We start from the raw sequence: 21,333 nt of genomic DNA, 5'->3' as shown, positions 1-21,333 counted from the left end.
CCCGACAGTTAATGTGCAACAAACAATCACCGCCCGCCGGGCGTCAGGGAGAGGCCGGGCGCCGCCTCACTGCGGGCGTCCGGCCGGGCAGGGATTACACCGTTTCGAGCCGGGCATAAGCGGCCACCAGCCACTTGATGCCCTCGCCGTTGAAGGCAATCTGCAAGCGGCTGTGGTCGCCGCTGCCTTCCAGATTGATAATGGTGCCTTCACCAAATTTCGGGTGGCGCACACGCTGGCCGAGGCTGTAGCCGCTGTCATTTTCCACCACCGGCGCGCCCATGCGGCGGGTGTTGACCGGGCGTGAGACGCTGGCGCGCAGCCGTACCTCTTCGATGCAGGTTTCCGGCAGTTCCGCGATGAACCGTGAGGGCCGGTGGAATACCTCTTTGCCGTACAGGCGGCGGGTTTCGGCGTAGGTCAGCGTGAGTTTCTGCATCGCACGCGTCACGCCGACGTAGGCCAGCCGCCGCTCCTCTTCGAGACGGCCGCCTTCGTCCAGCGCCATCTGGCTCGGGAACATGCCCTCTTCCATCCCGACGATAAACACTTGTTTAAACTCCAGCCCTTTCGCCGAGTGCAGCGTCATCAGCTGCACGGCATCCTGGTAGGCGTCCGCCTGCCCTTCGCCCGCTTCCAGCGCGGCATGGGAGAGGAACGCCTGCAACGGCATCAGGTCTTCATCTTCATCCTGATAGCTGTACTGGCGTGTGGCGTTCACCAGCTCCTCAAGGTTCTCGATACGCGCCTGGCCTTTTTCGCCCTTCTCCTGCTCGTACATCATCCACAGGCCGGAATCCTTGATTACCCGGTCAGTCTGCACATGCAACGGCATCTCGCTGGTGTCATGCGCCAGCGCGTCCACCAGTTCGGTAAAGCGTTGCAGCGCCGAGGCCGCCCGGCCCGCCAGCGCCTTCTCCTGCAACAGGGCGCGGGTCGATTGCCACAGTGTCAGCTGGCGCTCACGCGCCGTCTGGCGCACCACGTCAATGGTGCGGTCACCGATGCCGCGGGTCGGTGTATTGACCACGCGCTCAAAAGCAGCGTCGTCATTGCGGTTGGCGATAAGGCGCAGGTAAGCCAGCGAATCCTTGATCTCCTGCCGTTCGAAGAAGCGCATCCCGCCATAGATGCGGTACGGCATCGACACCTGTAACAGCGCCTCTTCCAGCACGCGTGACTGGGCGTTGCTGCGGTAGAGGATCGCGCAATCATTCAGGGCGTTACCGGTTTCCTGCCAGGTTTTGATGCGGTTCACCACGAAGCGCGCTTCGTCCAGTTCGTTGAACGCGCAGTAGATCGAGATGCGCTCGCCCTCGGCGTCCTCCGTCCAGAGGTTTTTGCCCATCCGCCCGTTGTTATTGGCGATCAGGGTGTTGGCCGCGGTCAGGATATTGCTGGTGGAGCGGTAATTCTGCTCCAGGCGGATAGTTTCCGCCTTCGGGAAATCTTTCAGGAAGCGCTGGATGTTCTCCACCTGCGCGCCGCGCCAGCCGTAAATCGACTGGTCATCATCGCCGACGATCATCACATTGGCCTGATCCCCGGCCAGCAGGCGGATCCAGGCGTACTGGATGCTGTTGGTGTCCTGGAACTCATCTACCAGAATATTGGTGAAACGCTCGCGGTAATGGTTAAGGATGTGCGGTTTGTTGAGCCACAGCTCGTGGGCGCGCAGCAGCAGCTCGGCGAAATCCACCAGCCCGGCGCGGTCACACGCTTCCTGATACGCCTGATAGACGCGCAGCCAGGTCTGCTCCACTGGGTTGCCGTAGCTCTCGATATGCTGCGGGCGCAGGCCGTCATCTTTTTTGCCGTTGATGTACCACATCGCCTGGCGCGCCGGCCACTGCTTCTCATCCAGGTTCATCGCCTTGATCAGGCGCTTGAGCAGGCGCAGCTGGTCTTCGCTGTCGAGGATCTGGAAATCCTGCGGCAGCCGGGCATCCAGGTGGTGCGCACGCAGCAGGCGGTGCGCCAGCCCGTGGAAGGTGCCGATCCACATCCCGCCCTGGCTGGTGCCAATCAGGTGCTCGATGCGGTGGCGCATCTCAGCCGCTGCTTTGTTGGTGAACGTCACCGCCATAATCGAATAGGGCGAGCAATTCTCCACCGAGAGCAGCCAGGCGATGCGGTGCACCAGCACCCGCGTTTTGCCGCTGCCCGCGCCGGCCAACACCAACAGGTTGCTGCGTGGCGCCGCCACGGCTTCACGTTGTTTATCATTCAGGCTGTCGAGCAGGTCAGAAACGTCCATAGGCACCGTCTGTCTGGGTAAGGAGAAAACGCCGGGCAACCGGATGCCGGGCATTTCACTGGGGATATATACAGAATCGCAGAGGATTATAACAATGCTGTCAGCGAAGCCAACCGCGAAATCTCGATATGGGGCAATAAGCGCGCGTCACGGATTTTCATCAGATTGCCTTCGCGCAGGTTAATCCAGCAGGATTGCATCCCGCAGCGTACCGATCCGGCCACGTCGGTGGTGAGGTCATCGCCGACATGCAGGATTTCATGCAGCGGCAGATTGAGCTGGCGCGCCGCCAGGTGGTACATGTCTTCATAGGGTTTGGCGCGGCCGTGCGGGCCGGATCGCAATACACACTCAAAATAGTCACTCAGCCCGAACGCTGCCGGGTCGGCGTTGCCGTTGGTGACCGCCACCAGCGGCCAGCGCGCCGCCAGCGCCTTCAGGGTATCGTGCGTCTCCTGCGGCACCTCAATGCGGCTGCGCCATTGGGCGAAGTGCGCCATCGCCTCGTCTGCGCCCTGTGAGGCTTCTGCGTCGCTCAGCCCCAGCCGGGTCAGCCCCAGGTGCACCGCCCGCCAGCGCCATTGGGTGACGTCATGGTAGATTTCCGGGTCCTGTTGCCGCAATTCGGCGCGCAACTGCTGGAAGTGGCCGGATTCCACTTCCGCCAGCAGCGGATGGTAACCGCGCAGGAAGTTCATCGACTCCAGCTCGGTACGGCGGATCACCGGCGCGTTGTCATACAACGTGTCATCCAGATCGAACGTGAGGGCCGAAAGGGTCTGTAACGGACGGTAGACGATCATCAGGATTTTCCTCGTTTGGCTCGCGGGTGCGCGGCATCATACACCGATGCCAGATGCTGGAAGTCGAGGTGCGTATAGATCTGGGTGGTGGAGAGGTTGGCGTGGCCGAGCAATTCCTGCACCGCACGCAGATCGCCGCTCGACTCCAGCATATGCGTGGCAAACGAGTGGCGCAATTTATGCGGGTGGATATGGCTGTTCACCCCCTGTTTGATGCCCCACTCGGCAAAGCGTTTCTGCACATTGCGCGCCGAGATGCGTTTCCCCTGTTTTGACAGGAACAGCGCGTCATCCGAGGGGCCGAACTGGTCACGCAGCGCCAGCCACTTCTCCAGCCACAGCAACGCGGTGCTGCCAATCGGCACTTTGCGCTCTTTGCTGCCTTTGCCGAGCACCCACACTTCCCCGCCGGCGCGGTCAACGTGGCGGCAGTCGATGCCTACCGTCTCTGCCAGACGCAGCCCGGCACCGTACATGATCTCCAGCATCGCCCGATCGCGGATCGCCAGCGGGTCATTGATGTCGATGGAGAGCAGTTTATCGACTTCGTCCACGTCCATGTTTTTCGGCAGATGGCGCGCCGCACGCGGTGTGGAAATGCCTTTGGCGGGGTTGGCCGGTAACGCGCCCTGGCTCACCATCCAGTCCAGGAAACTGCGCAACGCGGACATCCGCAACGCCAGGCTGGCGGCTTTCAGGCCGCTGCGTTTGCTGTTGGCGGCCAGTGACCGCACGCGCGCCGGGTCAAGCTGCGGCCACGCCTGCACCCCGGCTTTGGCGGCCATCTCCACCAGCACCTCAAGTTCATGGCCGTAGCTTTTAATGGTCAGCGGGCTGAGCTGCCGTTCGTTTTTCAGGAACCGCAGAAAGTGCGCCACCGGTTCGCTGAGTGCCGGAAACCGGGTGCCGCCCGCGTTTACGGTCATGCGCGTTCCACCCAGCGCGCCAGCAGGCCGGGCAACATACGCGCCAGCTGGTCAAGCATCACGGTGCCCATGCCGGTGTGATAGTGGTGCGGGTCGCGGCTGCTGAAAATCAGCATCCCCAGTTCGCCCTGCTCCCCCATCAGCGACAGCGCAACCGAACCGACCTGCTTCGCCTGCGGCAACAGCAGTAACAATTCCGGGCCGGTCAGGCTGCCGAGGAAGTGGTTATCCTCGCCCATCCGCGGAATGCGGAACGCATCGAACGCCATGCGTGTCAGCCCGAGGTGGGTAAAGTGCGACGGTGCGCCGAGCTTCCAGCTGTCAGAGAAGAGGCGCACATGCGCGCCCGCCAGCCCGAGGCTGCGCGCCCAGCGGTGCAACCTGTCGAGCATGTCCTGCAAACTTTCCGCCCCGGCCAGATCGGCCTGGAGCTGGATCAGGCGGCCAAACAGTGACTCATTCACCGTGGCCTGTTCCATCAGCAGGGTGATCTCCTCTTCCAGATGGCGGATCTGGTTGCGCTGGCGGCCAAGCTGCCACTCCACCAGTGACACCGACCCGCGCACCGGGTGCGGCACGCGCATCTGTTCCACACGGCGCGCATTGCGGATAAAGAAATCAGGATGTTGCAGCAGATAGTGCATCACCCGCTCATCGTTAAGGTCAGCGACGGCGGTCGCCTGATCGTCTGCATTGCTCATAAATGAATGAATCCGTCATAAACATGGGTGGCCGGCCCGGTCATAAACAGCGGATGGCCCGGCCCTTTCCAGCGGATGTTCAGGTTGCCGCCCGGCAACTCCACCAGCACGCTCTCGGTGAGCAGCTCCTGCAAAATGCCGACGGCCGCTGCCGCACAGGCACCGCTGCCGCAGGCCTGGGTTTCCCCCGCGCCGCGCTCAAACACACGCAGTTTGATGTGATCGCGGCTGACCACCTGCATAAAGCCGACGTTCACCCGCTCCGGGAAGCGGTCATGGCTTTCCAGCACCGGCCCCAGGGTTTCCACGTCAGCGGTCAGCACATCGTCCACCTGAAGCACGCAGTGCGGGTTACCCATCGACACCACGCCGCACAGGATAGTTTTCTCCGCAGCGCGCAGGATATAGGTTTTTTCTGCTTTGGCGGCGCGGAACGGCACGCCTTGCGGCTCGAAATTCGGCTCGCCCATGTTGACGCAGACGTCGTCATTTTCCGTGACGCTCAGCACCATGCGGCCGGTCTGGGTACTGACGCGGATGTCGCGTTTGTTGGTCAGCCCTTTCAGGCGCACAAAGCGGGCAAAACAGCGGGCGCCGTTGCCGCACTGGGCCACTTCACTGCCGTCCGCATTAAAGATGCGGTAATGAAAATCCAGTTCCGGGTCGTAGGGCGGTTCGACGATTAACAGCTGGTCAAAGCCGACACCGGTGTGGCGATCGGCCAGCCGCCGGATCAGGTCGGGCGAGAAATAGACGTTCTGTGTGACGGCATCGACAACCATGAAGTCGTTGCCCAGCCCATGCATTTTGGAGAACTGCATATCATACTCCGCTTACTGCCGGCGAATTCCGGACGCCGGGTGTGCCTGACAGGCCGCGCCTGCCTGGGCTACCCTGTTACATACCGGCAGACGATGAGGTGCTCTGCGTACCGGACGTTGATTGTTGGTTTTTCTGCACGTCACCGGAGTCGGACGGTGCGGTAGAGACCTTTGGTTTTTCCGCCGGGGGGAAATAGAGCGGGCCTTTCAGACCACAGCCGGAAAGCCCCAGCAACGCGACCGCAGCCAGCGCCCAGCGTAATTGTTTTTTCATGCGATTGATGCCTGTGTTTCGTGCGTCCAAGCTCTCTATAATCGCAGGTGGATCATGAAAAGCAATAGGAATTGCATCGGAGCCGCGGCAATGCGATGGCGGGCGCACCATAAAAAAGGGCCCGGCAAGCCGGACCCTTTTCCAGAGCGGTGTCAGGCATTAATGCAGCTGGTAAAACTGCTTCAGTGATTGCGGCAAGGCGTCGTTGTTGACGGCCAGGTTCAGCGCCGTAAGCGCCTTGCTGCGGAACGGGATCACCTGCTTGCGCCCCTCAAGCACCACGATCTGGTAAAACTGCGGCAGATTGAAGTTAATGAAGCTGGAGCCATAGGTGAAGCGGTCATGGGAGGAGGAGTAGAAGCGGCTGACATCTTTCACCAGCTCCTCTTTGCTGCCTTCACAATGGTGGAACACCTCTATCCGGTTCGACTCATCCAGAATATAGATATTAAAGCCGCGGTCGTCCGGCGAGTCTTCAAAGAAGAACTGGATAATGCCTTCGCTGGCGTAGCCATCCACCACCGCCGGCAGGTGCACCTGATCGGATTCCATCTTCACCGACAGGCCGTGCAGTTTGTTGTTGGAGATGGCGCCGTAAAACTCCACCGCGTTCTCCAGCTTCTGCACCGACACGCTTAAACGCTCAAAGAACAGCCCCCAGGTCTGGCCGGACACCCGCACCGCCTTGAAGCGCCCCGGCTCCTGCCGGGTACTGGAGAGACGCAGCTCAATGCACTCGGACACCAGTTGTTGCAGGCGCGTGCGGATAAGCCCGCGCAGGTGCTGGCTGTAGCAGAAGACCTCCACCGATTCCGGCGGGGCGGCGTCCTGATGCATTTTGCCGAGGATGGTTTTCAGCGCTTCCAGCACCGCCTGTTCACCGCTGAAATGCAGCGTCCGCACCTCATTCCAGGAGTTGCGGTAGAGCAGGTCAATGCTGCCCACCAGGCACTGCTGCTGCTGGCCAAAGCTGAACACGTCGAGTTTGCGGAAATCAAAATGCACCACCTGGTTGCGGAACGCCGCGGTCGGGTCGTGCTCAAGGTTCACGATAATCGCCAGATGGCGGATCTCACACGGGCTGTAGAGCGCTTTCGGCGTCGGGGCCGGCAGGCGCAGCGGGAAATGGTGCGACACATCCGCTACCAGTTCCTGCAATTTGGCGATGTCACACAGGCTGCCGCCTTTAATATGCAGGCGGGTGCGCGGCGTCAGCAACCCGTTGAAATAGGCCCAGGCCACCAGCTTGTTCAGGTAGCGGTTATATTCCAGCGGCTGATGGCTGATGATGGCGTCCATTGACGGGGCCTGGTTATAGAGATACCAGCCAGTGCGGTTGGCCCGGCCCACCGGGACATGGATAAAGGTCAGATCGTTTTCTGACAGGTCCGGCGAAATCTGCGGGTTCACCAGCGTCACTTTGCCCGGCAGCGCCTCAAAGGCGGCGTAGAGTTTACGGGTCAGCACGCCGATGTCCTGCGGGCTGGCGCTGACGCTTAAATTATTGCGGCGGGCGAAACGGATCAGGTTGCGGTAGCTCTGCATCATCGCGTCCAGCAACTCGTTGTGTGCCTCACGTACCCGGCCGATTTTCCAGTTGTTGCGGTTGTCCAGGATCGCCAGCTTCTCGCTGCTCCAGCCCCACTCCTGCACCAGCTGTACCAGGATTTCACGCCGCCAGCCCACACACTCGCGCCCCTGTGACAGCTTTTCGCACACTTTCAGGTAGAAGCAGCGGCGCACCAGATCGAGGCGGGTTTCATCCTCAATCGCCGTCAGGTAGCGGGTCACGCGGTCCAGCATCATGCAGTAGGCGTCCAGCCCGAAGGAGACAATCTCCCCGCCGTGCAGGCGACGTTTGATGTCCATCGCCAGCAGTTGGGTGTCCGGGTATTCCCAGGAGTAGGCTTCCAGCAGCAGGGTTTTCAGCACCGCCTTGTAGGGCGAGTCGATGCTTTTATAGAGCTGCCACAAGCTGGCACCGAAATACTCCTCCGCTGACAGCGTGCTCAGGCCGCCGAGATCCAGCCACTCATTTGGCGTCAGCGCGCCCTGCGCATAGAGCGACATGACGTAGTCGTCATAATTGCCCTCTTCCTCGCACGGCACCATGTTCCACAGAATACGTTTGCCGGCCAGCCGTACCGCACTGCGGTAGAACTCATCCAGCAACAGAATATGTTGGGTAGAACCACAATCCTCGCCGCCCAGGCTGCCGCTCTCATTATGGCGGAAGCGGTTCTCATCAATCAGGAAGAAGCTGACTTCAACGCCCAGATCGGCGGCCCAGGACTCCAGCAGGCTGCATTTTTGTTGCAGGCGCTGGCGCTCTTCCGGGTCGAGCCAGGATTGGTGGCACACCCAGATGTCGAGGTCTGAACTGTCGCTCTGGCCGATCGAGGAGGTGCTGCCCATGGAGTACAGCGCGGTGACCGGCAACTCGCCGTGGGGGGTCTTGTCCAGCGGTTTGCCGATTTTTTCTTCTAAATCAGCAAGATAACGCGATTGCTTTTCATCAGGCGTGAACAGGCAAATGCCGCATGGAACGCTGCCTTCAAGGTAGCCGGGCATCAGAGGGTGGTGATAATGCAATAAGATCGGCAGCAGACTGTAGACCTGTTGGAAAACCGGCCCGGTGGCCGCCAGGGCGCGATCGACACGCAGTTGGTTGATCGCATCCAGTCTCTGCTTGAGTGTCTCAATGTAGAGGTACAAGACGTTTCGCCTGATTTATCCCAGTGTCTTTGAAAATCCCCGATTTCCACCCTGTCTCTGTTTTAGACGAATAATTGACAGGTAATTGCTGGAAACGTGATCAATTTAACACCTTGCTGATTGACCGTAAAGAAAGTATAGCACCAGACTTATTCTGGTCCCTTTGTATACTCCTCTCTACCCGCCATGTCATGTAAAACCTGTTGAGCGTGCCGTTCTGACCGATCGCTGCCCGGCATACCGGGCTTCTTCCGCTGACAGCTTTCCCCGGTAGATGGTAGGATGTGGGCGAAATCGTAAAACGGTAACAAGCATGTTAGACAAAATTATCCGGATTGCCACCCGTCAAAGTCCGCTGGCCCTGTGGCAGGCTCACTACGTTCAACACTGCCTGGAGGCAGCCCATCCCGGCCTGCGCGTCGAGCTGGTGCCGATGGTGACACGCGGCGACATTATTCTTGATACGCCGCTGGCGAAAGTGGGCGGCAAAGGGCTGTTCGTCAAAGAGCTGGAGCTGGCCCTGCTGGAAAACCGCGCGGACATCGCCGTGCATTCGATGAAAGATGTGCCGGTTGATTTCCCGCAAGGGCTGGGGCTGGTGACGATCTGTGAGCGCGATGACCCGCGTGATGCCTTCGTCTCCCCGCATTTTGAGAGCCTGGCGCACCTGCCGCCGGGCAGCGTGGTCGGCACGTCCAGCCTGCGCCGCCAATGCCAGTTGCGTGAAATGCGCCCGGATCTGGTGGTCCGCGATCTGCGTGGTAACGTCGGCACCCGCCTTGCAAAACTCGACAGCGGCCAGTATGACGCCATCATCCTGGCGGTGGCCGGGCTGAAACGTTTGGGGCTGGAGTCGCGCATCCGCAACGCCATCTCGCCGGAAGAGTGCCTGCCGGCCGTCGGCCAGGGTGCAGTCGGCATTGAATGCCGGCTGGACGACGACGTCACCCGCGCCCTGCTGGCCCCGCTGAACCACACCGAAACCGACATCCGCGTCCGCGCGGAACGGGCGATGAATACCCGCCTTGAGGGCGGCTGCCAGGTACCGATCGGCAGTTACGCGGTGCTGGAAGGCGATCGCCTCTGGCTGCGTGCGCTGGTCGGTGCGCCGGACGGCAGCCAGATTGTGCGCGGTGAGCGCCACGGCAGCGCGGAAGATGCCGAGCAGATGGGCATTGAACTGGCCGAGGAGCTGCTTTCACGCGGTGCGCGTGAGATCCTCGCCGAGGTCTATCAGGGGAACCCGCCTGCATGACCATCCTGGTGACCCGCCCTTCCCCGTCAGGCGAACAGTTGGTCAGCCGGTTACGCCAGCGTGGCCTGGCCGCGTATCACGCGCCGCTGATTGCGTTCACCCCGGGGCGGGACGTGGCCACCCTGCCGGATCGGCTGGCGGCGTGCTCGCCGGGCGATCTGGTATTTGTCCTGTCGCAGCATGTGGTGGATTATGCCCACCACGCCCTGACCCTCCGCGGTGCCGTCTGGCCGCCGGCCCTTCATTATTATGCCATCGGCCGTACCACCGGCCTGAAACTGCATACCCTCAGCAGCCTGCCGGTGACTTACCCGCCGGGCAGCGAAACCAGTGAAACCCTGCTCTGCCTGCCCGATCTGCAACAGGTCACGGGTAAGAAAGCGCTGATTCTGCGCGGCAACGGCGGGCGGGAGCTGCTGGCACAGACGCTGGCGGAACGCGGGGCTGAGGTCAGTTACTGTGAATGCTATCAGCGCAGCCCAATCCACTATGACGGCAGTGAACAGAGCGCCCACTGGCAACGCATGGGCGTCAGCAGGCTGGTCGTCACCAGCGGTGAAATGTTACAACAGCTCTATACTTTAGTTCCTGATTACTATCGGACTTCATGGTTGCTGCGCTGCAACCTGGTCGTGGTCAGCGAACGCCTGGCAACACTGGCGCGCCGGCTTGGCTGGCAGGATGTCCGTGTTGCTGACAATGCCGATAATGACGCGCTGATCCGCGCGCTACAATAACCTGACTATGGGATGTGCCAACATGACGGAACAAAAAACCCCATCCGCGCCGGAAGATGACATCACGCCAGCGGTGGAGACACCCCTCCAGCCAGATGCTGAACCCCGCAACGCGCACCGTACCGGTGTGGTGCTGGGCGCCGTGGCCATTGCGCTGGCGCTCGCGCTGGGCGCCGGTCTTTACTACCACGGGCAACAGCAGACCAAAGCGCAGTTGGCAGAAAACGAAGCCCTGCGTACGCAGATAACCGCGTTGCAACAGAGCCAGCAGCAGGACAAGCAGCAGCAAGGGACGCTGTTGCAACAGCAGGCCAGCGCGCTGCAAAACGCCGATCAGCAACAGGCGGCGTTGGGCCGTCAGTTGAATGAGTTGCAGGAGAAAGTCGCGACCATCTCCGGCAGTGATGCCAAAACCTGGCTGCTGGCGCAGGCGGATTTTCTGGTCAAGCTGGCCGGGCGTAAGCTCTGGAGCGATCAGGACGTCACCACCGCTGCTGCCCTGCTGAAAAGCGCCGACGCCAGCCTGGCAGACATGAACGACCCCAGCCTGCTGGAGGTGCGCCGTGCCATCACCGAGGATGTCAGCACCCTGTCCGTGGTATCGCAGGTCGATTTCGACGGCATTATTCTGAAAGTAAACCAGCTCTCGAATCAGGTGGATAACCTGCGGCTGGCAGACGACAACACTGACGGTTCACCGATGGACGAAGACAGCGGCACGCTGTCGGCCTCGCTGTCGGAGTGGCGCCAGAACCTGACCAAAAGCTGGCACAATTTTATGGATGATTTCATCACCATCCGCCGCCGTGATACCAGCGCCGAGCCGCTGCTGGCCCCGAACCAGGATGTTTACCTGCGTGAAAACATCCGCTCGCGTCTGTTAGTCGCCGCCCAGGCGGTGCCGCGCCACCAGAACGAGGTGTACAAACAGTCACTGGAGACGGTGTCCGGCTGGGTGCGCTCTTACTTTGATGCCAATGACCCGGCCACCAAAGCTTTCCTGGATGACCTGGATGAACTGAGCCAGCAATCTATTTCGATGGATGTGCCTGCGGAACTGAAAAGCCAGCCGATGCTGGAAAAACTGATGCAGACCCGCGTCCGTAACCTGCTGGCGCAAGCGCCGGCCGCCGCCAGCCAGGAGGGCTAAAACATGATTCGTGTTTTAGTGCTGTTCCTCATCCTGATTGCCGGCGTGATTATCGGGCCGCTGCTGGCCGGGCACCAGGGCTACGTCCTGATCCAGACGGACAACTATAACGTTGAAACCAGCGTCACCGGCCTGGTGATTATGGCCGTGCTGCTGTTTGTGGCGCTGTTTATCATTGAGTGGATTCTGCGCCGCATCTTCCGGACGGGTGTGCGCACCCGTCGCTGGTTCAGCGGGCGTAAACGCTCCAAGGCGCATAAACAGACGCAGGCCGCGCTGGTGAAACTGGCGGAAGGCGATCACCGCCAGGCAGAAAAACTGCTTACCCGCCACGCTGACCATGCCGAGCAACCGGTGGTGAACTACCTGCTGGCAGCGGAAGCAGCGCAACAGCGTGGGGATGATTTCCGCACCAACCAGTATTTAGAACGTGCGGCGGAGATTGCCGATAACGATCAGCTGCCGGTGGACATCACCCGCGTGCGCATCCAGCTGGCACAGGGTGAAATCCATGCTGCCCGCCACGGGGTGGATAACCTGGTGGGCCAGGCACCGCGCCACCCGGAAGTCTTGCGGCTGGCGGAACAGGCTTATCTGCGCAGCGGGGCTTATGACGCCCTGCTGGAGATTATCCCGTCGATGGCGAAAATCCACCTCTATGACGATGCTCATCTCCAGACCCTGCGCGAGCAGGCCTATATTGGCCTGATGAATGAGGCGATGGCAAAAGAGGGCAGCGACGGCCTGAAACGCTGGTGGAAAGCGCAGAACCGCAAAACCCGCCACGACACCGCCTTGCAGATTGCGATGACGGAAAACCTGATTGCCTGTAACGATCATGATATGGCGCAGGAAGTGCTGCTGGATGGGCTAAAGCGCCACTACGATGAGCGCCTGGTATTGCTGATGCCGCGCCTGAAATCCGGCAACCCTGAGCAACTGCAGAAAGTCTTGCGCCAGCAGATCAAACAGCATGGCGCGACCCCGTTGCTCAACAGCACACTGGGCCAGATGCTGATGAAACATGGCGAATGGCAGGCGGCGAGTGAGTGCTTCCGTGCTGCGCTGGCAGAGCGCCCGGACGGCTATGATTATGCCTGGCTGGCAGACACGCTGGACAAGCTGCATAAGCCTGAAGAGGCCGCCCAGCTGCGCCGTGAGGGCCTGCACCTGACGCTGCAACGCCCGGAAGAGTAATCGCCCTGTATATTAACCAAAAGGCTCCCACGGGAGCCTTTTTTACGTCTGTCGCCGGCGTACAGGCAAAAAAAAACACTTGCCCGCCGGGACAAGTGTTGAAACAAGCAAATTCAGGTCTAGGACAACCGGGGGTGGTACCTCACTCAACGTTATGTCCGCTTTGTGATAACAGGCGTTATCGATAAGGTGGACACTAGGTACCGAAATTGGCTCTGCATCATTCCAGGTTTTATGAAGCCGAAGCAGTCATAACAGGGTGAATGAGCATCTACGTATAGAGTATTGCACAAGGCGTGCCAATTTTCATCTTCATCAAAATTAAAATATTAACCTATTGATTATAAATAAAATTAAAAAATGAAACGGAAAGAGGGAATGGCACAATTCATTATGGCGCTTTTTCTTTTCAGCCGGTTATGTCGTCTGGTAACGACACTCATAAAGGCTTCTCTATTTTACCTTTAAACTCAATGGCCTGTATGTCACTGATTAACGACAGCGCTTATCTGCTCTATGGCTAGCGATGACAGGGAAAAGATAAAAAGAGCAGGATACTTGCACATTCCAACAACATCGGGTTATCTGAAATAAAGAATAACCAATTGATTTAAATCAAATTTCTTTAAATTCACACTACCTCCGTCAGGGCGTTATTGATACCGTTGGCTTTTACCCATACCAAGAAAAAGGTTATCGCCTATGGCATCTATCCCCTTATCTGGTCCAGTTTCGGGCTCAAAAATTATTCATAATAATATGCGGGAAGCTCGTCAGCATGGAATGTCCCGCAACATGGCCACCGCCGGCACCTATTATTGGTTTTATCAAAAAGTCAGGAACAAAGGGCCTTGGGACTATAAACAGTTCAACCCTTACTGGGCGGCTTTTGGAAATTTCAATTTTGGAGCTGCAGGGACGGCAGCAGGCATACCCGCAGAAACGTTACTTATGGGCGCAGGTTATGCACAAATACGTGCGGGAACATCAAAACCAGAATGGGGGAAATGGTATCGGAAGCCCCCATACGGTGACGATCCTACCGATCAGCGAAACATCCGGGAAGGAATAGCCTATGCCATTCAACACGGCTATTAGATGGGTACATGGTTTTATCACTCTGGCGCTGTTGATTCTGGTCGTGGGGTGTTGGTTTATGCATTCAGACAATGCTTCTGATGCGGAAGAGGAATTACAGCATACTTACAAGCTGAATAATCAATTGTGGCTTTATATGACTGAAAACCGTCATGGCGGGGCAACGGTTCCCATTATCTACCGCTATTATCTGGGAAAAGAAATTAAAGGCAGCGAGCGCGAGATAGTAAAACATCTCAATGCGGATATGCTTTTTCTGTCGGGAACCGGCACCATTTCGGCTATACATGCGGATAATGAAAATCGGGTTGAGGTCACCTACAGTGGCGAGGTTTTCTCGCTAAGCCGCAAGGTTTATTATCAGAACGCCGATCAGACCATGACTGCACATATTAATTATCAGATTAGGTAAATGTAAGAGAAGGGTTTTGCTTTGGTCGCCGTATCATCCGCCTGTTGTCGCAGGATGGGACTACGCCACAATGGGACTACGCGCGCATAGTCCCAAATGTAGTCCCAAACCATCAGGCTAACCGGTAAATACCGGGCAACAAAAAACCCGCAAACTCAGAGAGCATGCGGGTTTCTGTATGCATTCCGCTAGTAACAGGTACTAACCGAATAAGAATGTGGTCGGCGAGAGAGGATTCGAACCTCCGACCCACTGGTCCCAAACCAGTTGCGCTACCAAGCTGCGCTACTCGCCGATTTTTACTTCTACTGTCTTCTTTATTGCAACAACATCCTGAGATGTTGTTTGTGTGGTGCGAAGAGAGGGACTTGAACCCTCACGTCCGTAAGGACACTAACACCTGAAGCTAGCGCGTCTACCAATTCCGCCACCTTCGCATCGCCACAAATCTGGGGTGGCTAATGGGACTCGAACCCACGACAACTGGAATCACAATCCAGGGCTCTACCAACTGAGCTATAGCCACCATCACTTACTGCTTTACTGCCACTTCACGCGGTACGTTCTTTCCGAAGAAAGTGTCCACCGCAGCTCTTGCACACAAACTTAATGGTGCGCCCGACAGGATTCGAACCTGAGACCTCTGCCTCCGGAGGGCAGCGCTCTATCCAGCTGAGCTACGGGCGCTTAGCGCCGTTGCGGGGCGGGATATTACGGCTTTAGTGCTGGGCTGTCTAGTGCTTTTTTAGAAGAAATATCGCGTCTGCTTAGAGTTTGTGCGTTTCGTCCTAAAAGTGAGCGCTAAAGCCTTTAATCCCGCCCCTGCCCTGCTATTCTGCGCTGTTTTTCAACACATCCTGACGTTTATGCATGCCTGTGCTGAAGTAAATTAATGAGACGCCCGCAATAAAAATTCCCCCTACCAGCAGAGAAATTCGCGTATCCGGGTTAATTCCCATCCCGACCAGCACACAAAGCAGGAAGGCGATGGTCAGGTAGTTGGCGTAAGGGAACAGCAGCGACTTAAACGGATGGGTTTTCAGCGCCTGCTGGTGCACCGCACGGAATTTCAACTGGCTTATCAGCACCACGAACCACGGCACCATGCCCGGCAGCACACTGGCGCTGTAGACGTACACAAACACCTTCTCCGGGTTCGGGATGAGGTAGTTCAGGCAGGAGCCAATCAGCAGGCAAAGAATGGTGATGGCAATGCCATACACCGGCACGCCGCCTTTCGAGACGCGGCCCAGGAACGCCGGCAACTGGCGGTTTTTCGACAGCGCATAGAGCATACGCCCACAGCTGTACATGCCGCTGTTGCAGCCGGAGAGCGCCGCCGTCAGCACCACAAAGTTAATGATGCCGGCCGCAGCGGTGATCCCAATCTTCGAGAAGGTCAGTACAAACGGGCTGCCGTGGGTGCCGATCTCATTCCACGGGAAAATGGTGATAATGACGAAGATCGCGCCGACGTAGAAAATCAGGATGCGCCACAGGATGTTGTTAATGGCGCGCTTCAACGTCACCTGCGGGTTTTTGGCTTCGCCGGCAGTGATGCCGACCAGCTCCACGCCCTGATAGGACGCCACAACAATACAGAGCGCAAACAGGAAGCCTTTCCAGCCGCCGGCAAAGAAACCGCCGTGGGTGGTGAGGTTCTCAAAGCCCAGCGCCTGGCCGTGGTTGCCGAAGCCGAAGAAGATCACGCCCAGCCCCACCACGATCATCACAATGATGGTGGTGACTTTAATCAGTGCAAACCAGAACTCAAATTCGCCATAGAGCTTCACCGCAGCCAGGTTAGCGAGCGCCACCAGCGCAATTGCCGCCAGGGCCGGTATCCATTGCGGCAAATCAGGGAACCAGTACTGCACGTAGACGCCTACGGCCGTTATCTCTGAGATCCCCACCGCTATCCACATAAACCAGTAGCTCCAGGCGGTCAGGTAACCGAAGTAAGGGCTGAGGTATTTATGGGCGTAGACGGCAAACGAACCGGCGACCGGCTCCAGGTGCAGCATCTCGCCCATCGCGCGCATGATGAAGAACACAAACAGCCCGGCGACGATGTACGCCAGCAGAACCGACGGCCCCGCCCATTTCAGCGTACTGCCCGCCCCCATAAACAGCCCGACACCAATGGTGCCGCCGAGGGCAATCAGCTCGATATGCCGCGCCTCCAACCCCCGGTGCAACCCTTTTTTCTCTTCGTGACTCGCCATAGATCCTCTGTTTTCGCGTGTTGTGTATGCCTTCCGGACAGGCCGGAATGTTATTTTTTTGGTGGTAGACCGAAAAAAGCAGCGGAACGCTGCCTGGGCAAGCGGACTGTGCCGGGGATTCCCTATAGAAAGAGGATAGGGAAGAAATGGCCCAACCGCCGTCCGGCAGGTGCCTGCCGGGTTTTACCGGGCGCTATGGTTCCGTATTTTCTCAACAGAAGCAAACCAGAATGTGCAAGCCTTGAAGCAAGCTCACCGCTTTTTTTGCAAAAAGTGTGCAAATTACGCCCTGTTGTGCAGGGCGTACGCAGAATCAGAGTTGGTTGGTGAAGTGGTAACGCAGGTATTTCAGCAGTTTTAACTGGCGGCCGAGGCGGCTTGGTTGCAGGAGAAGCCGGTAGAGCCACTCCAGCCCGGTGTTCTGCCAGAATTTCGGCGCACGCTTTACATGGCCGGTAAACACATCGTAGGTACCGCCAACGCCCATATAGAGCGCGTGCGGGTAGAGCGCCCGGCAGTCGCGCATCAGCACTTCCTGCCGCGGTGAGCCCATCGCCACGGTGACAATGGCCGCGCCGCTGGCTTTTACCCGCTCGAACAGTGGCTGGCGCTGCTCCGGCGTGAAGTAGCCGTTCTGGCTGCCGACAATGTTGACGTTCCACTGCGCGCGCAGCTTTTCTTCCGTCTGGGCCAGAATCTCCGGTTTGCCGCCAATCAGGAACACCGGCGTGCCCTCCTGCCCGGCGCGCGCCATCAAGGCTTCCCAGAGATCCGCCCCGGCGATGCGCGACACCTCCGCCCCAGGGTATTTGCGCCGGATAGAGCGCACAATGCTGATGCCGTCGGCGTACTTATACTCCACACCGTTGATCAGCGCGTGCAGGGCAGCGTCGCGTTCTGTCGCCAGCACCTTTTCAGCGTTAATCGCCACCAGTGTGCCGGTGCGCACCTGGCGGCCGGCAAACAGGTGGTCGAGAAACTGCGCCATATTTTTAAAACCCCAAATCTCCAGGCCACGGATGGTGTATTTGGGGACAGAACGTAATGAGTCCATGAATTTCCTTACAGGATGCCGTCCGCCGGGGGCGACGCCTGGGAAACCCTTTCCCCGCGACCGCCGCGCGGCCTTACCAGGCCGCCTGCATCAAGCATCCAGTACAACAGTTTCGCCGCTACCAGACAGGCACCAAAAATCAGGCAGAAGAAGACCACGCGGGAGCCAAAGGCGTCAACGCCCTCGCGTGCCAGCACGATCATATTAAACACTGCCCCAAAACAGAACGCCTGCAACACCGCCGATTTATAGCGGTTGTTCTCCGCTTTGCCCTGCTCATACAGCCAGTCAAACCATTTGATCACCCAACCGACCGCCACGGCACCAAGCGGGATAAACCAGACGCCGCCCATCACCACCAGCGACCCGATAAGCGTGGGCGAGATGGCGAGGCCGGAGTGGTTGTCCAGCACTTCCCAGGTAAAGTAGTTGGCGCTGTTGAGCACTTCCGACGGCCGCCCCGGCCAGAGCCAGCTGGGAATGAACACATAGAAGTCGCGCGCCATCGGCGCCAGCCCCTGGAAGTCGATCTTGTCATAGTTTTGCAGCAGCAGCGCCAGGTTTTCCCACGGCGAGAAGGTGTCGCGCGTCAGGTACAGGAAGGTGTAGAACGCCTCCGCACCGCTCACGTCCAGGCTATAGCGCTTCAGCGCCAGCCAGAACATGCCGACGATGCCGAACACCCCGGCGGCCGCCAGCATCCACAAGGTAATCCAGCCGCGCACAATGCCGATGAACAAAAACAGCGCAAACGCGATGATGATGTTGGCGCGCGTGCCGCCGACGATCATATAGGTCAGGATGCCGAAGGCCACGGTGCTGACCAGGAAGAACAGCCAGCTGCGCAGGTCCTGCCGCAGGAAGTAGACCACCAGCATCGCCGGGATGAAGAAGTAGAAGAAGCGCTTCAGCGCCACACCGGACACCTCACTGGAGAAGATCTCGCTGTAGGCGTTGAGCTTAAACAGCAGGAAGCCGTTGTGCATAAAGAACACGGTGACGGTGCCTATCGCAATCAGCGCCAGCAGCCCCCAGGTGAGGTGCGCCTCTATCCGGTTCAGGGTGAACACCGGTGGCCGCACCGCCGCCGTGGTGGTGCGTATCCGCGTTTTATAGGCCACGTAGTAAATGGCGTAGAAACAGGTGGCCGCCAGCAGCGCCTGCAACAGGAATTCCGGCGGTACCACCGCGACATCAAATTCAAACACCAGCACGCAGGTGAGCGGGAAGCCGAAATAGAAGGTCAGCAGATAGAGCAGCGAGAAAAAGACGTTGAAGTTAAACCGCACCCGGCGAAATTCCCGGTAGCTCAGCGTCAGGATAAACAGCAGCGATGCGAGATAAACCACACTCAGCCCGCCAAATTCGCCCAGCGTCATTGTATCTCCCCCGCTGCCTGCGCCAGGGCGCTTACCCAGCCCTCAATATAGTTTGGGTTGAAGAAGGCGATCGCCTGCTTATCCACCAGCGCCATCTGCCGTTGCGCTTCGCGCACCGTGGCCTCATCCAGCGCATCGCCATAAAACAGCACCGGCAGGTGCTGCTCCGCCAGATCCTGCCAGAACGGGTTTTTGCGGCTCAGCACAAACGGAATGCCGAACTGAATCAGCAAACAGAGCGTACCGATGCCCTGCTGGCGGTTAAAGATAAAGTAGCCGAGGTCGCAGCGTTGCAGCAGCGTCAGGTAGTCCGGAAACGCCATCTGCTCCGTCAGCAGTTGCAGGTTTTCCGCCGGGAACAGTGCCGCGCCCGCCTGCCGGATCTGCGCAATATACGCCTCGTTATTGGCCGGGTAGCCCAGCGGCACCACCACGTTGACCTGGCTGCCGAACTCACGGTGGATCGCCTGCAACGCCTCAATGTGGCGGTTGGTTGGGTCGCCGGAGTTCCCGACCAGAATCGTCAGCGGTTGGCCTTCCACCTGGGTACGCACGGGCGCGGTCAGCGCCGGGTCCATGCGCGTCGGGAAATAGAGCAACGAGGCCGGCACGCGCGGGTGGCGCTGCCGGTAATACTGGATGTCTCCGCGCGTGGCGAACACATGCCCAACCCGCCCTTGCGCCAAACGGCGCAGCAGGTAGAAGGCGCGGAATTTCCAGCCTTTCGCCTCTTCATACAGATCCGCCCCCCAGACATGCCAGTAAACCTGTTGCGGCCGGATCTTGCGCTGCAACAGCGCCAGCCACAGCGCCGGGTTAAATTGCCCGTGCAGGAAAAAGCGTGTCTGCCGATCCTGCTGCGCGCGGCGAACCACGGCCTGCGCCAGCGCCGGTTTATCCGGGAAAACCTCAATCTCAAGGTGACGGAAATCGGCGAACGCGGCGGCGTCAGCGGCGGCGACCATAAAGGCCTGCGCCTGCCCGGCCGGGACGCGCTTCGACAGCACATCGTTAAAGAAGCGCAGCACCGTGAGGTTATGGTGTGGGATGTCAGATCCCAGAACGTGAATAAGTGTTGTCATGCCCGCCTACGATAAATCAGGAAAACAGTGCTACAGAGCAAGAAATAGAGGCAATAGGTGGCCATATACGCCTGTGCCGCCCCCAGCGCGCCGTGTGCCGGAATCAGCCAGTGGGCAAAACCGGTGAGCAGCAGGAACTGGCTCAGCTCGGTGAGCAGGTAAAAACGCAGCGAGGCACGGGCAATCACCAGGTAGCCATAGACATAAGCGCCGACCTTGAACACGTCACCCACCAGTTGCCAGGCGAACAAGTCACGCATTGCGGTAAATTTTTCAGAGAACAGCAGCCAGATCGCCACATCACGCAGCAGCCAGACGCCGAAGCTCACCACCGCCACTGCCGGCAACACGAACGCCAGCGAGCGGCCGATCTCACGGGTGACGGCGGTTTTCTCCGTCAGGCGTGACAGCGTCGGCAGCAGGTAAACGCTGAACGACGCGGTGATAAATTGCAGGTAGGCATCAGAAATGCTGCTCACGCCCTGCCAGATGCCGACGGCGTCCCAGCCGTCGTGCGCGGCCAGCAGGTTACGCATCATGATATAGGCGACCGGCAGGGTCACGGCGGTCATCAGCGCCATCAGCGTGAACTTGGCGTACTGCCCGGCCAGCAGCCGGTCCCAGCCTGGCTTCAGGTCACGCAACGGGAAGCGGCGGCGTTTTGCCAGCAACAGCCCGGCCGGGATCACCGCCAGCGCCGGCACCAGCGCCAGCCCGGCCAGCGCGCCCTCATACCCCCCCAGCCGGACACAGAGGATATACGCCACCAGCCCGATCAGGCTGCCGCCGACAATCGCCAGCGCGTTGCCCAGCGCGTCGCGGTAACCTTTCAGGATCGCCAGGAAAAAGTTGGCGTAGGCGATCCCCATCTGCACCAGCGCCACACTGCGCACCACATTCTGGTAGCGGTCGTGGCCGAACAGCCCGACGCTGACCGGGGCCGCCGCCAGCAGGAACACCAGCGCCAGCAGCGTGGAGAAGCCGAGGATCAGCGTTGACGCGGTGCCGAGCACCGCCCGCAGCCGTGCTTCGTCCTGCTGGTGCTCCGCCACATATTTGGTGACGCCGTTGAAAATACCCGCGCCGGAGAGCACGCCCAGCACGGTGATCAGTTGACGAAAGTTACCCGCCTGCCCGACCCCGCTGGGGCCGAAGCTGACGGCAAGAAGTTTGACCACAATCAGCCCGACGCCAATTTTGACTAACGTCGAGCCTGCGGTCCAGACAGATGCTTTGGCCAGTGACAT

General features: G+C 59.1%; 18 protein-coding genes and 4 tRNA genes. 6 read left to right on the top strand and 16 right to left on the bottom strand.

Going from position 1 to position 21,333, the window contains the following annotated elements; all coding sequences use genetic code 11:
- Window positions 1-94: 94 nt before the first annotated feature.
- The 7 genes from uvrD to CYR52_RS15955 all read right to left on the bottom strand — a co-directional run bounded on the left by uvrD (window position 95) and on the right by CYR52_RS15955 (window position 8,497).
- On the bottom strand, window positions 95-2,257 hold the full coding sequence (gene uvrD, locus CYR52_RS15985) for a DNA helicase II (RefSeq protein ID WP_072931313.1): 2,163 nt from the start codon (window positions 2,255-2,257) through the stop codon (window positions 95-97).
- An 86-nt stretch (window positions 2,258-2,343) separates the two neighbouring features.
- Window positions 2,344-3,060 carry a 5-amino-6-(5-phospho-D-ribitylamino)uracil phosphatase YigB gene (gene yigB / locus CYR52_RS15980; protein WP_072931311.1) on the bottom strand — a complete coding sequence of 239 codons (717 nt, stop codon included), beginning with the start codon at window positions 3,058-3,060 and terminating at the stop codon, window positions 2,344-2,346.
- Complete coding sequence (gene xerC / locus CYR52_RS15975) at window positions 3,060-3,986, bottom strand: tyrosine recombinase XerC (protein WP_101828926.1); 927 nt, start codon at window positions 3,984-3,986, stop codon at window positions 3,060-3,062. The genes yigB and xerC overlap by 1 nt, the downstream gene beginning before the upstream one ends.
- Window positions 3,983-4,687 (bottom strand): DUF484 domain-containing protein, encoded by a 705-nt coding sequence (locus tag CYR52_RS15970; protein WP_072931307.1) that lies wholly within the window; start codon window positions 4,685-4,687, stop codon window positions 3,983-3,985. Before CYR52_RS15970 ends, xerC begins: the two co-directional genes overlap by 4 nt.
- Window positions 4,684-5,508 (bottom strand): diaminopimelate epimerase, encoded by an 825-nt coding sequence (gene dapF, locus CYR52_RS15965; protein ID WP_072931305.1) that lies wholly within the window; start codon window positions 5,506-5,508, stop codon window positions 4,684-4,686. The genes CYR52_RS15970 and dapF overlap by 4 nt, the downstream gene beginning before the upstream one ends.
- A gap of 76 nt (window positions 5,509-5,584) precedes the next feature.
- On the bottom strand, window positions 5,585-5,782 hold the full coding sequence (lptM, locus tag CYR52_RS22795; protein WP_072931302.1) for an LPS translocon maturation chaperone LptM: 198 nt from the start codon (window positions 5,780-5,782) through the stop codon (window positions 5,585-5,587).
- Between the two features lie 159 nt (window positions 5,783-5,941).
- On the bottom strand, window positions 5,942-8,497 hold the full coding sequence (locus tag CYR52_RS15955; protein WP_101828925.1) for a class I adenylate cyclase: 2,556 nt from the start codon (window positions 8,495-8,497) through the stop codon (window positions 5,942-5,944).
- A 313-nt stretch (window positions 8,498-8,810) separates the two neighbouring features.
- Here CYR52_RS15955 and hemC point away from each other — a divergent pair, with 313 nt between their 5' ends.
- The 6 genes from hemC to CYR52_RS15925 all read left to right on the top strand — a co-directional run bounded on the left by hemC (window position 8,811) and on the right by CYR52_RS15925 (window position 14,346).
- Window positions 8,811-9,752 (top strand): hydroxymethylbilane synthase, encoded by a 942-nt coding sequence (gene hemC, locus CYR52_RS15950; RefSeq protein WP_072931298.1) that lies wholly within the window; start codon window positions 8,811-8,813, stop codon window positions 9,750-9,752.
- Window positions 9,749-10,489 (top strand): uroporphyrinogen-III synthase, encoded by a 741-nt coding sequence (hemD, locus tag CYR52_RS15945; RefSeq protein WP_072931294.1) that lies wholly within the window; start codon window positions 9,749-9,751, stop codon window positions 10,487-10,489. Before hemC ends, hemD begins: the two co-directional genes overlap by 4 nt.
- A gap of 22 nt (window positions 10,490-10,511) precedes the next feature.
- The gene (gene hemX, locus CYR52_RS15940; RefSeq protein WP_072931292.1) at window positions 10,512-11,639 is read left to right on the top strand and encodes a uroporphyrinogen-III C-methyltransferase; all 1,128 of its coding nucleotides are present in this window, start codon (window positions 10,512-10,514) and stop codon (window positions 11,637-11,639) included.
- Between the two features lie 3 nt (window positions 11,640-11,642).
- The gene (hemY, locus tag CYR52_RS15935; RefSeq protein ID WP_101828924.1) at window positions 11,643-12,836 is read left to right on the top strand and encodes a protoheme IX biogenesis protein HemY; all 1,194 of its coding nucleotides are present in this window, start codon (window positions 11,643-11,645) and stop codon (window positions 12,834-12,836) included.
- Between the two features lie 702 nt (window positions 12,837-13,538).
- Window positions 13,539-13,934 carry a polymorphic toxin type 44 domain-containing protein gene (locus CYR52_RS15930; protein WP_165699095.1) on the top strand — a complete coding sequence of 132 codons (396 nt, stop codon included), beginning with the start codon at window positions 13,539-13,541 and terminating at the stop codon, window positions 13,932-13,934.
- Complete coding sequence (locus CYR52_RS15925; protein WP_101828922.1) at window positions 13,912-14,346, top strand: hypothetical protein; 435 nt, start codon at window positions 13,912-13,914, stop codon at window positions 14,344-14,346. Before CYR52_RS15930 ends, CYR52_RS15925 begins: the two co-directional genes overlap by 23 nt.
- Before the next feature lie 218 nt (window positions 14,347-14,564).
- Here the strand turns inward: CYR52_RS15925 and CYR52_RS15920 are convergent.
- The 9 genes from CYR52_RS15920 to wzxE form a co-directional block, all read right to left on the bottom strand.
- Window positions 14,565-14,641 (bottom strand) — tRNA-Pro (locus CYR52_RS15920).
- Between the two features lie 55 nt (window positions 14,642-14,696).
- Window positions 14,697-14,783, bottom strand: a tRNA-Leu gene (locus CYR52_RS15915).
- 13 nt (window positions 14,784-14,796) lie between these two features.
- Window positions 14,797-14,872 (bottom strand) — tRNA-His (locus CYR52_RS15910).
- An 84-nt stretch (window positions 14,873-14,956) separates the two neighbouring features.
- A tRNA-Arg gene (locus tag CYR52_RS15905) sits at window positions 14,957-15,033 on the bottom strand.
- 143 nt (window positions 15,034-15,176) lie between these two features.
- Entirely contained in the window at window positions 15,177-16,571 is a 1,395-nt protein-coding gene (gene thrP, locus CYR52_RS15900) for a bifunctional threonine/serine APC transporter ThrP (protein WP_072931288.1), read from the bottom strand.
- Between the two features lie 313 nt (window positions 16,572-16,884).
- On the bottom strand, window positions 16,885-17,625 hold the full coding sequence (wecG, locus tag CYR52_RS15895) for a lipopolysaccharide N-acetylmannosaminouronosyltransferase (RefSeq protein WP_072931287.1): 741 nt from the start codon (window positions 17,623-17,625) through the stop codon (window positions 16,885-16,887).
- An 8-nt stretch (window positions 17,626-17,633) separates the two neighbouring features.
- Window positions 17,634-19,004, bottom strand: a complete 1,371-nt coding sequence (gene wzyE / locus CYR52_RS15890) for an ECA oligosaccharide polymerase (RefSeq protein WP_072931285.1) — start codon at window positions 19,002-19,004, stop codon at window positions 17,634-17,636.
- Window positions 19,001-20,086, bottom strand: coding sequence for a TDP-N-acetylfucosamine:lipid II N-acetylfucosaminyltransferase (locus tag CYR52_RS15885; RefSeq protein WP_072931283.1), 1,086 nt, complete (start codon window positions 20,084-20,086; stop codon window positions 19,001-19,003). Before CYR52_RS15885 ends, wzyE begins: the two co-directional genes overlap by 4 nt.
- Entirely contained in the window at window positions 20,083-21,333 is a 1,251-nt protein-coding gene (wzxE, locus tag CYR52_RS15880; protein ID WP_072931281.1) for a lipid III flippase WzxE, read from the bottom strand. The genes CYR52_RS15885 and wzxE overlap by 4 nt, the downstream gene beginning before the upstream one ends.

This window comes from Chimaeribacter arupi (genome assembly GCF_002858805.1).
Classification (GTDB): Bacteria; Pseudomonadota; Gammaproteobacteria; order Enterobacterales; family Enterobacteriaceae; genus Chimaeribacter; species Chimaeribacter arupi.
This window is presented reverse-complemented; position numbering and strand designations above follow the sequence as displayed.

Coding starts and splice junctions, on each gene's coding strand:
- dapF (WP_072931305.1), bottom strand. CDS start 5,508: ATGCAGTTCTCCAAAATGCATGGGCTGGGCAACGACTTCATGGTTGTC.
- hemC (WP_072931298.1), top strand. CDS start 8,811: ATGTTAGACAAAATTATCCGGATTGCCACCCGTCAAAGTCCGCTGGCC.
- wecG (WP_072931287.1), bottom strand. CDS start 17,625: ATGGACTCATTACGTTCTGTCCCCAAATACACCATCCGTGGCCTGGAG.
- hemY (WP_101828924.1), top strand. CDS start 11,643: ATGATTCGTGTTTTAGTGCTGTTCCTCATCCTGATTGCCGGCGTGATT.
- CYR52_RS15885 (WP_072931283.1), bottom strand. CDS start 20,086: ATGACAACACTTATTCACGTTCTGGGATCTGACATCCCACACCATAAC.
- wzyE (WP_072931285.1), bottom strand. CDS start 19,004: ATGACGCTGGGCGAATTTGGCGGGCTGAGTGTGGTTTATCTCGCATCG.
- hemD (WP_072931294.1), top strand. CDS start 9,749: ATGACCATCCTGGTGACCCGCCCTTCCCCGTCAGGCGAACAGTTGGTC.
- uvrD (WP_072931313.1), bottom strand. CDS start 2,257: ATGGACGTTTCTGACCTGCTCGACAGCCTGAATGATAAACAACGTGAA.
- yigB (WP_072931311.1), bottom strand. CDS start 3,060: ATGATCGTCTACCGTCCGTTACAGACCCTTTCGGCCCTCACGTTCGAT.
- hemX (WP_072931292.1), top strand. CDS start 10,512: ATGACGGAACAAAAAACCCCATCCGCGCCGGAAGATGACATCACGCCA.
- lptM (WP_072931302.1), bottom strand. CDS start 5,782: ATGAAAAAACAATTACGCTGGGCGCTGGCTGCGGTCGCGTTGCTGGGG.
- CYR52_RS15930 (WP_165699095.1), top strand. CDS start 13,539: ATGGCATCTATCCCCTTATCTGGTCCAGTTTCGGGCTCAAAAATTATT.
- wzxE (WP_072931281.1), bottom strand. CDS start 21,333: ATGTCACTGGCCAAAGCATCTGTCTGGACCGCAGGCTCGACGTTAGTC.
- thrP (WP_072931288.1), bottom strand. CDS start 16,571: ATGGCGAGTCACGAAGAGAAAAAAGGGTTGCACCGGGGGTTGGAGGCG.
- CYR52_RS15925 (WP_101828922.1), top strand. CDS start 13,912: ATGCCATTCAACACGGCTATTAGATGGGTACATGGTTTTATCACTCTG.
- xerC (WP_101828926.1), bottom strand. CDS start 3,986: ATGACCGTAAACGCGGGCGGCACCCGGTTTCCGGCACTCAGCGAACCG.
- CYR52_RS15970 (WP_072931307.1), bottom strand. CDS start 4,687: ATGAGCAATGCAGACGATCAGGCGACCGCCGTCGCTGACCTTAACGAT.